Below are 16,188 nucleotides of genomic sequence, written 5' to 3'. Positions count from 1 at the left end.
CCGCTCATTCCACGACCCGCCAGCTGATCTCGATCTCCGCGTCCGGCTCGGCAGCGGCCAGTTCGGCCAGTTCGGCCCTCAACTCGGCCAACGCACGGGAAGCCGTGGTCCGGCCTCCGCCCGAGCGGCGTCCCGCACGTCGTCCGCTGTCGGCGCCAGGGTGGGTGGAGGGCACGGGCGGCTGGCCGGTGTCGGTGTTCAGGCTGATCGCGTCGGGCTTGGTGAGAGGTTCGGTCGGCGTGGGCGCGGCGTACGCCCTGCGCGGATCGGTGGTGTGCGCCTGGCTGCGCTCGATGACGGCGACGATGGACCGCCGTGCCTCCCGCAGCGCCTCCTTGAGGTCCTTGGTGCGCTGATCTACACGCGCCGCGCCGCGCAACTCCTCCAGCACCGCCTCGCCCTGCGGCCCGTAGTTGGGCGCGAGCTTGAGCATGTCCCAGGCCGCGGTGGCCAAGGCAGCCGCGACGGCCTCGGCCTGCTTGATCGACGCACCGTAGCGGCTCGTCGGCACGTCGCCGAGATCGAAGCCGGCGAACGCGGAGATGACCTGCTTGGCCGCCGCGGAACCGCCGGCCGCGCCCTGATCCAGCCCGCGCAGTTCGTCCAGCAGGTCCCGGGCCCGGCGGGCGATCGCCAGTCGGCCCGACTCGTCGGTGCCGTCCAGGCCGAGCAGCGTCGCGTGCTTCTCCAACTGCGCCACCAGATCGGCCGCGTGCGGCTGATGCGTACGGGCCCGCTCCGTGATCCGCCGGGCGAACTGCCCGACCATCCTGCCCCTGCGGAGCCTGGGCGGCTCCTCACCGAAGATCTCCCAGTAGCGGCGTCCCGCCTCCTCCCAGACGTGTTCCTCCGGCAGCGGCTGAGAACGCAGCGCGTCCTGCGGCTTGATCGCCGACAGTTCGGGCGAGGGGTCGAGCAGCGCACCTGCCCGTACCCAGACCCGGTCGTCCATCTCCGCGTACGACGCGATGACGAGGTGGGCGAGGAACGGCTCCAGGCCCATCGGCGCGGGACGGTCGATCCACTCGGTGAGCCGGCTGACACTCAGGTCACCGGGACCGGCCTCGCCGCGCGCCTGGAGGGCGAAGTGCTCCGGCCAGCGAGTGGAGAGCCGGAAGTACGCCTCCTTCTGCCGGCCGAGCCCGAGCGGAGTGGCGACGCGCCGCATGAGGTCGCGTTCCTTGCCCGGGATCTCGGCCTGCCGGTCACCGGCTTCCGAGGCGTCGCGGATGTGCCCGAACACGGTCCGTGCGTCGGCGAGTTTGACGACGGTACCCGTGCCGTCGGGGTCGAAGTCCGGGTGCGCGGGGAACTGGTGGGCCAGCAGCTTGCCCGCCACGTGCCGGACCGCGTCATACAGGGACTGCCCGATGGAGACACGCAGATCCGGCACGTCGGGCAGCGGTTCCAGGTGCTCGTTGAAGTCCGGGTTGACGTCGCCGGGCTTTTTGGCCGCAAGCCCGTAGGCCTGCTTGAAGGCCGCCTTCACCGTCTTGGTGAGCGTCTCGCGCTGGTCTTCCAGCAGTGCCTTGGCACGGGCCCGGTTGTCGGCGTTCAGGTGTTGCGCGTAGCTGGTGTCGAAGCGCCGCTGGTCGGCGAGGGCGTAGTGGATGACGACCAGCCGCTGGAAGTCCTGGAAACGGCCAGTGGACAGGTGCGTGGGAATCCACCCCACCGTCCGTGGCCGGTTGCCGGGGAGCCGACGGAGCTCGGCCATGCGGTTGGCGTCCTCGCGCGGCCCGTACTCGCCCTCGTCGTACGGCAGATCGATGATCATCCGCCACAGCCCGTCCTGGCTGGGGGCGAACTCGTGGTCCTGCAGGTCGTCGTGGTCGGCGATGTTGCCGAAGATGACCTCCACCGTGCGGTTCGAGCCGCGCCAGACGAACTTCAGCTCGTCCGCGGTGAGCCGCTCCTGGAGGTCGATGCCCAGCTCCTCGGCGAGCAGCCGCTTGGCGAGTGCGCGGCGGTTGGAGCGGTTGTTGTTGACGTTGGCGTTCGCGATGACCGAATCCACGTCCACACCGGCCAACTCGAGCCGTACGCCGGGGTTGGCCTTGGTGCCGGTGGGTTTGATCTCCGCGAAGCGCGACGCCCACTCGTCGACCTTCGACTGAATGGCGCCGACCTCAGCCCCCGGGATGGGGGAGATGACCGAGCCGTGATTGAGGGACGCGAGCCGCCGGATGGTCAGGTCCCGCAGCGCGGGAACACTGGGCGCCAGCGCGGAGAGCAGGAGCGTGCACATCAGCCGGTCGTCGCCCACGAACGCCTTGCACCGCTGCAAGTGCCCCTGGTCGGTAATGGTCTCGCGGCGGTGGCGGTAGCGCTCGATGTCCTCCTCGGTGACGTCGTACATCGCCAGGAGGTAGGGCCGCAGCTTGGTGCGGTACAGCTTGTCCGCGGCCTGGAACTCCACCTTCAGACTGTCGACGAACGGCCGGTCACCCCCGTCCGCGATGACCGGGTAGAGGTCGCCCAGCGGGATGAGCTGCTCCAGCGTCGCGTCGTCGCGATGGTCGGCCAGCAGCTGGCCCATCAGTTTCAGACCGGTGCGCGAGCGCTGCAGCGCCGAGGAGATGTGGACCAGGGTGTCCATGAACGAGGGCGAGAAGGGGTACGTCAGCCGGAACGACGCCTCGTCGGCCCCGGTCGTCCCCTCGTCGGAGCCCAGCAGCACGTCCCACACCTGCGGCCCGACCCGCTTGATCTTCGCGAACGCCGCGTCGAGCTTGGCGGCGGCCTCGGCGTCCTTGGGCTTCAGGAGACGGGCGTGGGCGATCTGCGGGAGGTTCCGGTCCTCCAGCGTGATCTTGTCGAAGCGCCCGGAGGCCAGGTTGAGGCTGTCCTGGATGGCGGTCTCGGCCGCCCCGGACACCTCCTGGCCGACCAGCTCCCGCAGATCGCGCTGCCGTGCGATGAACGACACGATCGGGATGGCGCGGCGCGAGTCGGCGCCCTCCACGAAGTTGGTGATCTTGTCCGCTTCGCGGGAGACGAACTTCTGGTCGTGGATGCGGTTGGCGAGCCAGAGGATCAGCTCGTCCATGAACAGGATCAGCCCGTCGTACCTCAGGGACTTCGCATGCTCGGCGATGACGGCGAGACCGGCGTCGAGCGAGATGAAGCCGTGCTCGTCCTCGGCGGCGTTCTTCGCGAAGCCGGGGAACCAGCTGGTGCTCGCGTCGTGCACCAGCTTGGCGCGCAGCTCGGCCGGGGTGGTCGGGTTGACCAGGTTGAGGTTGACCTCGGCGCCGTCCAGTTCCTCGGCGGCGAGGGCGGTGTCGAGGAGCGCCGGTGTCCAGGCGAAGGAGTCGCCCCACTCGTCGTCGGCGTCGGCGGTGTCTCCGTCGGCCGCGGCGGCTCCGGCGAGCCCTTCGATGAACTGGTCGTCGCCCATACGGTCCCGCAGCGCGCGGATGTCCGCGAAGAGGGAGTCGGTGCGGTAGACCTGCGGAGTGGGCGCGTCGGAATGCAATGCTTTGACGTGACTGACGTACCCGCCGAGCACCCGCTGCTCCAGGGACTTGGCCCCGAGCATGTGGTACGGCACGAGCAGGAACTTCTTCCCGTCAGTGCTCAGCCATTCGTGCTTGGCCAGGACCGGATCGAAGTCAGTCCGGGCGCGTGCGGCCTCGTCACCCCGGAGCAGGGCGTGCAGCACGGCCATGAAGTGCGACTTACCGGAACCGAACGAGCCGTGGAGATACGCGGCCTTCGACGTCTGCCCGTCCAGCGCGGTCTTGATCAGACTCAGCGCCTCGTCGAAGTTCTCGAGGAGACGCTCGGTGACGACGTAGTCCCGCAGCGCCCGCTCGGCGCCCTCCTTGGTGACGGCCTCGGCCAGCTTCAGGACGAAGTCGGACGTGGAGATGGACGTCTTGATGTCGATGACATCGCGGAGGAGGGGGGCTGTGGCGGCGGTCGGGGCCATCTGTGTCTCGCGTCTCCTGTTTTGCCGTGTACTACGTCTACGTCCACCGGGCAGCGCGGCGCGTCCCCCGTCGACCGGAACGGCGAGCGACGCCCAGCACCGCACGCTGCCCCGGAGGCACCGTCCGCCACTGTTCACACGAGTGGGGACGGCCTTCGATCGTATCGGGCGTGTCTGACATGAGGGAGGGAGCTCACGCAGTGGCCCTCCAGGCCTCCATCAACTGCTCGGGCCCGTACGTCGCCGCCAGCCCGTCCACCGAGAATCCGGAGCGGGACACCGCGACCAGGGGAGTGTCCTCGTCGGCACCGGGCACGGCCAGGGCGTCACGGGCCAGCGCTGCCAGGGCACGACGGTCGAAGGAGCCGCGCTCGTGCCACTTGATCGAGCCGACGAACCCGATCTCGCGTGCCGGTGCCCGGTCCGCCCCCACGAGGTCGACCTCGGGGTTGTTGGTACGGGGCCACCAGCCGCCCACTTCTCTCACCTGCGGCCACGTGTCGTCGGGCAGCAGTCGGGCGAGGGACTCCCGTACGACGGGTTCGATCGCCCGCCCGCGCCACGAGGTCCAACCGCGCTCGACCGCCTCGACCACGATCCGGCTGCGCCCGCGCTCGATCTCCGGGATGCCCTGTTCCAGAAAGGCGAGCCAGAAGCGGAGGTAGGGGTCGGCGACGCGGTAGCGGCGGTCGCGGTCTCCGGGGTGGGTGGAGAGAGGGGTGTCGACGGCGATGAGCCGCTTGTCCGCGAGGGTGCGCAGGGCGGGGGTGAGCGAGCCGGGTGGGAGCGGTCGATCGGCCGCCCCGGCTTTCGCGGCGATGGTCCCGAAGGTCCGCTCGCCGCTGCCGATCACGGAGAGGACGTGCCTGGCCTGGAGAGCAGTGGGGAACTCGGCGGCGAGCGCCCGCTCGGCAGACACGAGGAGAGGGGAGGTGGGGTCGTCGAGGGCGCGGGAGAGAAAGTCGGTGCGGCTCTCGCCCTCCTGCCACTCCTGGCAGATGAGGGGCAGGCCGCCGGTGATCAGGTGGGCGTCGAAGGCGTCGGCGGCCGGGAGCCCGGTCATGGCCATGACCTCGGAGGGGGAGAGGGGAGCGAGGACCATCTCGACCCCTCGCTGATGGAAGGGGCGGCCGTAGGCGGAGAGCTGCTCCATCATCGCCAGGTCGCTTCCGATGAGGATGAGCAGCACGGGCTTCCGGCTCAGCACCCGGTCCCACACGGTCTGCAGAGTGCCTTCCAGGACCGGGTCGCCTTCGAGCATCCAGGGCAGCTCGTCGAGTACGACGATGCTGGGGGAGTCGTCCGGGAGTACGGCGGCGAGCTGGCGCAGGGCGGTGTCCCATTCGGCGACGGTGGTGACGCCGGCGAGGAGAGCGGTGTCGGGCAGTGAGGAGTGCCGGACCTCGGCGAGGAAGCGGGCCCGTTCGCGTTGGGCGTCCTCGCCTCGGGTGGCCTGGTGAACGACGTAGGGCACCTGGGCGCGCTCGCAGAAGAGATCCACGAGCCGTGACTTCCCGACACGACGCCGACCGCGGAGGAGCAGGGCCCGACCACGCTGATCGCCTCGGCCATCGCGTACCCAGGCGAGGTGGCGGTCCAGGGTGGCCAGCTCGGATGTGCGGCCTACGAAGCCTGGCATGGGTCACCCTTCGAGCTTGCTCGTTTTGCACATACTCAAGTGAACCATAGTATGGAGAATCCGAGTATCGAATTGATGACTGTCAGTGATGAGCGAAGGCGACGGAAGGCAGTGAAGGGCGGGTCGGCCTTGAGGTGACTGGGTTCAGCTCAGGTGGGAGATGAAGGTGTGCCAGGCGTGGGGGGCGAAGGCGATCACTGGGCCGGTGGGGCGCTTGCTGTCGCGGACGGGGATGAGGGCGGGGATGTTGTCGGCGATCTCGACGCAGTTGCCTTGCCCGCCGCTGTAGCTGCTGGCGCGCCATACCGCTCCCGCGAGTGCGGGCTCTATGTGATGGTCCTGGCTCATGCTCGGAACTCCTTGGCGATGCGGCGGATCAGCGTGAGCGATTCCGTCGGTGGCAGAGCTGTGGTGCGGGCGTCGTCGAAGAGGGTGCGGTAGTACGCGACCTCTGGTTCGCGCTCCATCCAGATGTTGCCGGTCGGGGTCTCCGTCAATACGAGGTCGAGCGATGTCACCTGAGGAAAGCTCAGCAGCAGGTACGGGCCGAACATACCTGAGTGCGCACCGCGCGAGAACGGCAGTACCTGGACAGTGATGTTGGGGCGCTCTGCCATCGTTGCGAGGTGTTCCAGTTGGGCCTGCATCACTGTGGGGCCACCTACGTGCTGGCGGAGGACTCCTTCCGCCAGTACCGCCCAGAGCGACATCGGGTCCTCGTCGGTGAGCCGTTGCTGCCGGGCGAGCCGTACCTGGACGAACTGATCGATCTCCTCAGGTGTCTTCCAGGCGCGTGAAGCAACCGTCACTGCACGGCCATACTCCGCCGTCTGAAGTAGCCCTGGGATCAACTGCACCTCGTAGGTCCGGACGCTGTCGCAGATGGCCTCCAGCTCGATCTGATCGCGGTACGAGTCGCCCAGAACGGAGCCGTACTGATGCCACCAGCCGTCGCGGCGGCGTCGGTTGGCTCGCTGCGCCATAGCTCCAAGGCGGCTACGCGTCTCCGAGTCCTCGACCCGATAGGCATGCATCAGCGCGTTCAGATCCGGGGCGCGAACAGGTACATGCCCGTTCTCCATGCGGCTGATCTTTCCTTTGGTGCAGTCGAGCACCTCGGCCGCTTCGGCCATGGACACACCTGCCGCCTCACGGAACTTACGGAGCTCCTCGCCGAGTTGGCGTCCGAGCACGGTGGACGGTTTGACAGTAGGCATGTGTGACTCCTACCAGAGGCCAGACCTGCAGGGTGCGGGGCTTACTCGAAAGAGTGAAACAGGGCTTGCAGGCTTCGTGCAATATTGCGCCGATTCATATGCTGCGGAACGCTGTGAGTGAATCGCAGTAACTGGCGCTGCAGCGCGAAAACTTGATCAACAGCGACCGACCCTCAGGGGGCGTCATGGCAGAGAGCCCAGGCTCGAGCGAAGTCACGTTCCGGCTGTCCCGTTGCCGTCAGAGTGTGCCGAGATCTCGGGCGGCGTTACACGCCGTGCTCGGAGGCTGGGGCGTTAACCAAGACGTCCTGGAGTCAGCGGAGTTGGTGCTCTCGGAACTGGTTACCAATGCGCTGCGCGTACGCGTGCCGAGCGATCGGCAGGTGGGCGTACGGATCGCGCGATCCCTTGAGGACGGGCTTCTGAGGCTTGAGGTCAGCGACGCGGGCTCAGGCAGGCCTGAAGTGCAGGCGCCTGGTGACGACGAGACCGGCGGGCGCGGGCTGTTGCTCGTGCAGGCGTTGGCTCACCGCTGGGGAGTGGACGAGCGCGCGTGTGGGATCGGCAAGACCGTGTGGGCCGAGCTGAAGGCACCGGACATTGTGCCCGAGCCCGTCGGGCGGAAGGTCGCGGCTGTCATGGTGCGGCCTGGGCAGCGAGTACGAGTGTGGGGCGAGTGGCATGCCGTCCGTACGGTCCGCACTGAGCCGTACGCGGCTGGTGGACTCGCCGTTGAGCTCGGACTGGACAAGGGCCCGGCGCTACGGGTGCACGCGGCCGAGCCCTTGACCGTCCTGGATGGTGGCGTGCCCTCCGTGCGGGAAGGCGGGGAGAGCACGCCGGGGTGATCAGCCCTTGGTCGGCTTCCCGGGACGCCAAGCACGCAAGTCGTCGTCGGTCAGACCGTGTTCGCCCTGTTTGGTCGCCCGGTAGCCCGCGAAGAAGGCTGCGGGGGAGCCGCCGTACAGAGCGTCGAACTCGTCGTGCCACTGGTTGAGCCAGGGCTGGAGTTCGAGAAGGCCGGCGAGTAGCGGGGTCATCTGCTCGTCGGACAGCTCGTCGTGGTTCGTGAAGTACGTGCTGAGGGCCTGGGCCTGCTCACGGTGGTCCCAGCCCGCCCAGCCGAACAGGTCCGGAGTACCGGAGATCGGGCCAGTGGCGTAGGAGATGAACCGCTCCTTCGGAACGTCGAGCTTTCCACGGGCGCGCCAGTAGGACGGCTTGAGGAAGTCGGCTGACGTGTACTTCGGCGGCACGGGGATGGAGTCCCGAATCTTCCGCTTGGAGGGCTCGTCCGGAGCGGCGTCTTCTTGACGCTGAAGATTCCAGACATGCTCCCAGTCGGCGCGCTTCCTCAAGCCGGTGGGCTTGTAGCGCAGGGCGGCGAGGAAGGGGACGTGCTCATTGGCGAGGAGATCCGCGACGACGGTCGCCAGCTCCTTGCGGGGTGCGTACAGGTCGGCTACGGAGACGAAGTCCTCGTCGAGGGACAGGGCGGAGGTGAGTTGAGCACGGGTGAGGATGGTCGGCTGGCCGTCCTGGAGCCAGAGTTCGCGGGCTTCGATGCGGTCGAGTAGCCAGGATCGCAGGGCCTTCTCCTGAAGTGCGTCCCAACCCTCAGTGGCCCAGCGGCGCTTGTACTCGGGGCGCTCGACCATGCCGATGGCCCTGGACGACTCGATGACGTCGATGCGCTTCTGGACGGTGGCCTTGTATGCGTCCGGCCAGTGGTCGGGCAACGCGGTAATGGGAGTGGACCCATGACGCTTGAACCACTCGTCGGATGCCTCACCCCTCTCAACGCGCCGAGCGAGCGAGATCTCAAAGGCCCGTTCACCGAGGGCGAGTTCGGGAACCTCGGACTCCGGGGCGCGGAGGTCTTCGGAATGCAGGTTGTAGAGGGAGTAGACCTGCCAGTCCATTTCCTCTTGGAGGGAAATCATGTGACCTCGGGCGGATTCCCACTTGGTGCGAGCTTCCCGGAGGGCGGGGGCCGTGGGGGTGGATCCGGTTATGGCTGGAGGGCTGATGCTAGTGAGTTGCTGGGCGAGCGTATCGAGAATAGTGGCAAGTTCAGTGGGGTAGCCCATTGGGAGGGGCAGGTCTCGCATCACGCCTGAATTGAACTGATAGCGCTCAGACCAGGGCTGGGAGCTCACCCGTGCGCCTTCGCCGCCTACAGGATCACCCCCACCTCCGTAATTCATTTGCTTCATCCAGAAGCAGATGGTCGAGCTATTGAGCAGTCCGAGCAGGTTAAGATGTTCTTCCTCGCTAGAACCTTCCCGCAGCTTGATAACAGGTGCAGACTGTTTGAAAACCTTGCCGCCGCGATCCAGCACGAAGTGGTTATGTGTTGCAACGAAGGCGAAGGTAATAGATAGGTTAGCCCTGTATCTGTGAGGGAAAAACATGCTGTGATCGAACCAGCGTAGGCCACGCGCTGCTGGTGTCTGGCCGAAGTCGACTCGCTGTTGAAGGATAGCTCGATTGGGCCAGAGGAACGTCCAATCTGCAGATGTCAAATCGCGGGGATCGCCGTTTTGATCGTACGGGAAGAAAGTAGCTGTTGGGGCGTCAATCGTGAAATCCCGCACTCCGTCTCCGAGTACTACTGGAACGCAGGAAGGTTGGATCTTTAGCCTTTTAGTAGCCGTTTCGGCCAAGTAGAAGGCGTCATCCAATCCTGTGTGAGTGGTGCGACCGATTGCGTCCGTGAGCGTGCCGAGATTGCTGAATGCAGCGTGGTTGAGGCTCTCGACTACTTCGAGACCGCCATCACCCAGCATCCACGGCTGCCTGTTGAAGAAGAGCTCGCGGTCAAGGTCGTCTACCGAGATCCACTGGCTGGAAGAGCCTGGATCGTCGATTTGCTTCATGATTGCTGTCCATACCAAGCCGTGCGACCCGGGTTCGGGGGGTGCGGGCTCGCCTTGAACGCTTCGTACCGTTCGCACGAGTGTCGCGCGGTTGCTGCCGGAACGCCGCCGCCCAATTAGAATGACAGTCGGTGTTCCGTGGCCCGGAATGTACGCTCCTGAAGTGTCGATTACCTCGGTTAGTTCGACTTTGTGTGCGAAGTACTCCTTAATTAGCCTCGCCCCGAACTCTCGCTTCATGAATGAGTTTGAAGTGATCTGGCCAACCATGCCGTACCCGTGACCGCCGGGCTCCCCAACTTTCGCTAGTTGGAAGAATCGCTCAGCGAAGGGAACTGAAAGAGCATATGTTCCGGAGCAAGATGCATAAAGATCCCGATATAGTGTGTTCAGCTTTTTATCTTTAACTGTGATGTAGGGGGGATTGCCCACCACTACGTCATACCGTCCGTGCTCCAGAATTTTCGGGTAATCGTGTACATCCTCCGTGGCGTACGAGAATTCCGCGAGCGGATCCCCCGATTCCTCGCCAATCAGAGTCAGTTCAAGCTGCCGAGCCTTGATCAGCGAGTCGCCCACCGCAAGCTGGATCGGCCAGTCGTACCGTCCAGCATCTGCCAGCGTCCGGACATTCGCCGCCGCCATCGCTGCCACCAACAACCGGAACCGCGCGATAGCCACCGCGAACGGGTTGATGTCCACCCCGTGCACGGAGTTCAACGCAGCCCGCACCCGCTCATGCACATCCCGCCCAGGCTCCCGCTCAGCCCACAGCCGGACCATCCGCCGGAACGCGCCCAGCACGAAGTGTCCCGACCCACACGTAGGGTCGATCATCTTCAGCTCGCCGAACCGCCCGCCCAGCTCCCGCACCACTGGACTCATCGTCCGGTCGAGAATGAACTCCTCCACGAACTCCGGGGTCTGGAGCAGGGCATACGTCTTCCGGGCCGCCTCCGACAGATCCTGGTACAGGTCACCCAGGAACCGCGTGTCCCACCCCTTCGTCCCGTCCTCGTTCAGCGGGTCGGTGAAGTCGTGAACAAGCTCCCCGTCTTCCCGACGCTCCCGCCAGAACTCCACCAGCGCCCGCGCCCCGTCGTGCGAGATCGGGATCTGATACAGCGGGTTGCGCCGCTTGTCGAACAACAACTTGCCGGCCTGCCCGGAGCCCAGCTCCGCGAACGCCCGCTCCAGCCACCCTCGGTACGTCGGGTCCTGCTCATCCTCGACGTACTGCCGGTACCGGGCCTCGGCCAGATCCCGACGCTCGGCGTCAGGTCCCGTGAGGTACGGCTCCGGGATCAGCCGGTTGTCCTCGCAGAACCGTACGAACACCGTGCCCAGCACCCACGCCACCGCGACCTGCGTGACCCGCTCGTCCAGCCATGCGCTCCAAGTCGCCCCCGTACGACCGAGCTTGAACGCCAAGTCGTACTCGGCCCGCAGCTTCCCCGCGACCGCCTCCGCCGCCCGCACCCGCTCGGCACGCTCCTCCGGCAGCTCGGCCAGCCGCTCCTCCAGCCAGACCTCCCACTTCGGGCTCCCCTTGGGATCGGCCTTCTGCAGCTTGCCGTACTCCGTGCGCAGTGGCTTCAGGACGGTCTCGCCGTCCCGTACCTGCTGGCCGAGGTCGATCTCGACCGCCTTCACCTGCTTGATCAGGTCCGTCAGCAGTGCCTTGGACTTGCGGTCGATCACCTGGTCACGTCTCCTGTCGTCATCCCCACCCACACGCGAGCGGCTCCGCATGCGGCACACGCGCTCAGCGCGTCATCCCCGTAGGCCCCCGGCCCCGGCCCCGATACTCTCCGGCTTCGCGCGGTGCGCGTTCTGCACCCAGAACTCATTCAGCACGATCCACTCACCGAGCCCCGACTGGTACGGCACCGCCACCGTGCCCAACCGCGGAGGCCGGGCCGGGTCGCTCTGCGGACACAGCAGCCACAGCGCACGCCCACCACCCCGCGCCCGCTCCGCCAGCCGCTCCAGTACGCCCATCGCGTCGTACCGGGCGAAGACCCCGGCGTCCGTCAGCAGCAACGGAGCAGTCGACCCGCCCCCGCCGCCACGGTTCCCAGAACCGGTGCCCCCCGGCGGCGCCAGCAGCTCCCCGATCCGAGGCTCCACCAGTCCCCACGCCGTCCCCGCGTACTCGGCGAACTTCATCGCACCCGGCGTCCCGGCCTTCGCCACATCCGCACGCAGGATCGTCTCCCACGTGGGCTTGGGCCGCGGGTCGACCAACTCGTGCAGCGCCCGCACGAACAGCTCGGCCACCGACACCACGACGGTCCCGCCGGCGAAGTCCTCCCGCCCAAGCTCGTCGATCGCATCCCGTGCCCACTCGGTCGGCACCGTCAGTACGCGGAAGCCGTCCCGACGGGCCGAGGCCTTCAACCGGTCCTCGGCCGTGCCCGCCGACGCGAGTTCCGGGTCGTCGGAGTAGCGGTGCGCGGAGACGGTGCCCGTCGGCTGCCGTCGGGCATCCGACGACAGATAGATCGACGCACCATCCGGACTGCTCGGCAGATACCGCAGCGTCCCCGTGCTCTTGCGCGTCGACAGCACCAGTTCGAAACCGGCGTCCTTCAGGGCCTTCGTCAACGGACCGCCCGTGGGCAGGGCATGGCCGCCGCGCTCGTTCAGCAGCTCAGGGAAGCGCGCCCGTACTCGTTCGTGGACATCCTCCCCCGTCAGACCCGGCTGCTCGGCCTCCGGCATCCCAGGGATAAGCGGCACCAGGCCGGCCTGGGTGAGGCGCAGCGCCCGCACCAGCGGCAGCTTGCGCGGATAGATCTCCAGCCGGGGCGTCGCGGCGGCCTGGCGGGAGGCGGCCACCGCGATCTCCACCATGCGCCGGTCGTCCCACTGCACCGCCGCACTCGGCGGCGGGACGGCACCCAGCTCGGCCACCACGGTCGCCGCCGTCGGCAGGGTGTCGAGTTCCGCCATGTCGTCGGCGATACGGCCGAGCCGCTGGGCGTAGTGGAGCAAGCCCGGCGCGGACGGCGTGTCCGGCGCGTCGTCCGCGCCCACCTCCAGCGCCAGCAGCCCGGCGCCCATGCTCTCGTCGGCCGCGTCGCGGTTCGGGGCGTGCTGGAACTCGGCCTCGTCCGGGACGAGTTGCTCGACCTCCACCACGGCCCGTACGGCGGCCAGGGCCAGCGCCCGGCGCTGATCGCGCTCCTGGAGCTGGGTGCCGCGCCGCACGGTCAGCGCGTCCGCGATCTCCGCCGCCGAAGCGACCCTTCCCAGGTCGTGCAGGAGGTCCAGGGCCTCGGCGCGCAGCGCCCGTACCGCCGGGTGCTTCTTCCAGCGGGTCCGCTGGTTCTTCAGCATCTGAGGGATGCGGCCCCGCGACAGCCCGAGCGCGTGCGCGACCTCCGTCTGGGTCGGCCAGACCCCGACCTCCGACGGCAGTACGCCCTGCTCGTTGGGCAGGCGCAGCAGCAGCCGCACCATCTCGCACTCGTTGTGGTTCGAACCGTCCTTGCGCAGCGGCGGCACGAACACCGTGGCGAGGGTGTCGAGGCTGACGCTGCGCAGTGCGCGCTCCGGCAGCGAGTCCGCACCGGCACCGCCGTTCGCCGCCACCGCACTGGCCGCCGCGGCCTCGGCTGCCGACAGCTCCTCCTTCGCGGCCTTGCGGCCCTCGGGGGTGAGCGGGGCGGCGGGTTTCTCCGCGAGCTTGAGCCGCCACTGCTTGATGCGGCTCAGGACCTCCTTGCGGGTCTTGGCACCGAGACCGGGGGCGTTGACGAGCTGGCGCTGGCTGTAGTCGAGCAACTCGCCGACGGTGTTGACGCCGAGGCCGTACACGAACGACTCCGCGGCCGGGCTCAGGCCGGACGACGAGATCAGGGTGTCCCGGTCGGCGCGCTCCGCCAGCCGCTCGCGCTGCTGCTCGGCGCTCTCCTCCTCGGCCTCCGGGATGGCGGCATCCGGAGTGGGCTGCGCTGCCTCGCCCTGTGCGGGGGGCGCCGCGTGCCGTGACGGGCGGCGGGACGAGGGCTTCGCCTCGTCCATGGCGAGGAAGATCTTCTTCCAGGCGTCCCGCATCGGCTTGAGGTCGGGGAAGCGCTGGGAGGCGTCCCGGTGCAGAGCCTTGTGGAAGAACGCGACCAAGCCGTCCCGTACAGCCGGGTCGAAGGCGTCGGCGGCGATCTTCGGGTAGGGCTCCTTCTCCGCGTCGGTCTGGCGCGGAGAGACCTTGCCGTCGCCCCACACGGGGAGTTCTCGGGAGGCCATCTCGTGCAGGGTGACGGCCAGGGCATAGCGCTCGGCGTGGGCGTCGTAGACCGAGCGGTCGGTGAGCGTGCCGATGAACGGGTCCAGGTAGCCGTCCGTGCCCGCCGCGGTCTCGTTCACCGGGTAGCCCGCGAGTGAGAAGTCGATCAACACGAGTTCGCGGGTGCGGTTCGGGCGGATACGGATCGCGATGTTGTCCGGTTTGATGTCGCGGTGCCACACGCCCTCGCCCTCGAGGAAGTCCACCGCGCCGAACAGGTAGTCGCCGTATGCCTCGAGCTGGTCCACGGAAAGGCGGCCGAACTCGCGCAGCTGCCGGGCGACCGTCTCCTCCCGGCGCCGACGTTTCGCGCCCGGTGTGGACGGCTCGGCGCCCTCCTCGCGTTCGTCGCCCACGTACTCCATGACCAGGACCGTGCGGGGCCCGATGAGCAGCGGCTCCGGCTCGACCAGCCGGATCACACGGGAGTCCGGGCGCAGCCGCCCCAGGATCTCGGCCTCGCGGCGCAGCACCTCGCCGCGGCTGTCCGACGTCGCGACCTTCAGTACCGCCAGCGACTTCGAGAAGCGCACATCCGGGCCGGCGGTCAGGTCCCGCACCAGGAACGCGCGGCTGGTGGAGCCCGTACCGAGGCGGCGCCTGACCTCCCAGCGGCCCGCCAGCACATCGCCCGCGACCGCGTCCAGCGGGTCCTTCTCGGGTTCGGCCGGACGCGGGGCCTCGTCCGCCGGAGGCTCGGTCAGGTCCGCCTCGACGACCTCCAGCATCTCCAGGAAGTCGTCGACCGATGAGAGCCGGGCGGAGACGTCGTACGCGGTGGCCGCCTGCACCAGCTCGTCGATGTACGGGGAGAGGCCGTCCACGACGGAGCTGGGGCGCAGGCCCTCGCCCGCCTCGTAGCGGGCGACCAGTTCGGCCTGACTGGCTGCCGGGGGCCTGCCGGTGGCCAGGAGATACGTGAGTACGCCGAGTCCGTACACGTCCAGGGCGACCGGGTCGGGCCTGAGCGCGGTCAGCTCCGGGGCCAGGTACGGGTCGGCGCCCTCGGCGAGATGTGCACCGGCGCGCGAGAAGGTCGTGGGGGCGAACCGCTCGCCGTTGCCGGCCACGCCGTGTTCGGAGCTGCGCTGGACGGCGACCTGCCAGTCGGAGATCTGCAGGTGCGGGCTGGACCAGGCGCCGGTCTCGCTCTCGGCGTCGCCCCGGGGGGTACGGCCGCGGGGGATGACGTGGACCGCGCGGGCCGCCAGGGTGCGGTGGAAGATCCGTCGGCCGTGCGCCGAGCGCACCGTCTCGGCGAGCTGCCGCACCAGCGCCATCCGGCTGAGGATGTCCAGCTTCTCGCCGTACTGGATCAGGTACTCGTCCAGGCGCAGGGTCCGTGGATCGAAGTCGAAGATCAGAGCAGGGCCCGCGGAGTGGCCGGAGGGGTCGTACTGCTTGAGCTGGACGACACCGGGGTGCCGGAAGTGGCGCAGTACAGCGGCTTCGCGGCGGGCGGCCCGCTCGACGGATGCGCGCAGTTCGGCGTCGGAACCGCGCTCGCGCAGATAGACACGGACGCGGGCGGCCTCCGGCAGCTCACTGTGCTGGGCCAGGTAGTCGGCCCAGGTAGGGCCCGAGTCGAACGCCTTCCGGCTGAGCAGATACGGGCCGACCTTGTACTCGGCGTCGCTGCGCGCGATGCCGATGCGTTCCAGGGCCGCCTTGATCCGGCGCGAGCGCGCGGCGTCGATCCGACGGTACTCGTCCTTCGGCGGCTCCCTCAGCATCTCGGCCAGTTGGTGGACGGTGAAGACGCCGTTGCGATCGTGGGCGGGCAGCCGGTTGCGCAGGGAGGAGTCGGTGAAGCAGACGGCCTCGGAGACCCAGACCTTCTCGCCGTGCTGCTTGAGCAGCGCGGCCAGTTCCTTGGCCTTCTTGTTGGCCAGGTGCAGCGGGTTGCCGTGGGGGATCTGCCGGCCGCTGGGCTGGGTCTGCAGCCAGGTGCCGTTGCGGGACTCGACGGAGCCGTGCCAGTCCTTCAACTCGATCAGGTGGACCCCGCCCGGGGCGATCACGAGCAGGTCCACTTCCCGGACGTGGCCGGTGTGGGCGGTGAACGTGAAGTTCGACCAGGCCCGCCACGGGTCGTTGTCCGGGAGCTTCTCGCGGATGGCCTCCAGGCCCCGGTGTTCATGCTGGAACTCGGAGTCGGTGACCGCGGTCCACCGGCCGTCCCGCATGTGCCATCCCCGCTTCGTGTCGCTCTGTACCGATTGCTGCTG

7 protein-coding genes are annotated in these 16,188 nt (G+C 68.1%); 1 reads left to right on the top strand and 6 read right to left on the bottom strand.

Annotated elements, in window-relative coordinates:
- Positions 1-4 precede the first annotated feature (4 nt).
- The 4 genes from pglY to A4E84_RS11845 all read right to left on the bottom strand — a co-directional run bounded on the left by pglY (position 5) and on the right by A4E84_RS11845 (position 6,790).
- Positions 5-3,934: a BREX-2 system ATPase PglY gene (gene pglY, locus A4E84_RS11860; RefSeq protein ID WP_062926533.1), complete on the bottom strand. Its 3,930-nt coding sequence runs from the start codon at positions 3,932-3,934 to the stop codon at positions 5-7.
- 193 nt (positions 3,935-4,127) lie between these two features.
- Positions 4,128-5,573, bottom strand: a complete 1,446-nt coding sequence (locus A4E84_RS11855) for an ATP-binding protein (protein ID WP_062926532.1) — start codon at positions 5,571-5,573, stop codon at positions 4,128-4,130.
- Between the two features lie 144 nt (positions 5,574-5,717).
- Positions 5,718-5,921, bottom strand: a complete 204-nt coding sequence (locus A4E84_RS11850; protein ID WP_062926531.1) for a DUF397 domain-containing protein — start codon at positions 5,919-5,921, stop codon at positions 5,718-5,720.
- Positions 5,918-6,790 (bottom strand): helix-turn-helix domain-containing protein, encoded by an 873-nt coding sequence (locus A4E84_RS11845; protein WP_062926530.1) that lies wholly within the window; start codon positions 6,788-6,790, stop codon positions 5,918-5,920. Before A4E84_RS11845 ends, A4E84_RS11850 begins: the two co-directional genes overlap by 4 nt.
- A 185-nt stretch (positions 6,791-6,975) precedes the next feature.
- On the opposite strand from A4E84_RS11845, the gene A4E84_RS11840 reads away from it, so the two are divergent.
- Positions 6,976-7,638, top strand: a complete 663-nt coding sequence (locus A4E84_RS11840) for an ATP-binding protein (RefSeq protein ID WP_062926529.1) — start codon at positions 6,976-6,978, stop codon at positions 7,636-7,638.
- On the opposite strand, the gene pglX is transcribed toward A4E84_RS11840, so the two are convergent.
- On the bottom strand, positions 7,639-11,370 hold the full coding sequence (gene pglX, locus A4E84_RS11835) for a BREX-2 system adenine-specific DNA-methyltransferase PglX (protein ID WP_062926528.1): 3,732 nt from the start codon (positions 11,368-11,370) through the stop codon (positions 7,639-7,641).
- A gap of 72 nt (positions 11,371-11,442) precedes the next feature.
- Positions 11,443-16,146 (bottom strand): BREX system serine/threonine kinase PglW, encoded by a 4,704-nt coding sequence (gene pglW, locus A4E84_RS11830; RefSeq protein WP_062926527.1) that lies wholly within the window; start codon positions 16,144-16,146, stop codon positions 11,443-11,445.
- Positions 16,147-16,188 lie beyond the last annotated feature (42 nt).

Source organism: Streptomyces qaidamensis (genome assembly GCF_001611795.1).
Classification (GTDB): Bacteria; Actinomycetota; Actinomycetes; order Streptomycetales; family Streptomycetaceae; genus Streptomyces; species Streptomyces qaidamensis.
This window is presented reverse-complemented; position numbering and strand designations above follow the sequence as displayed.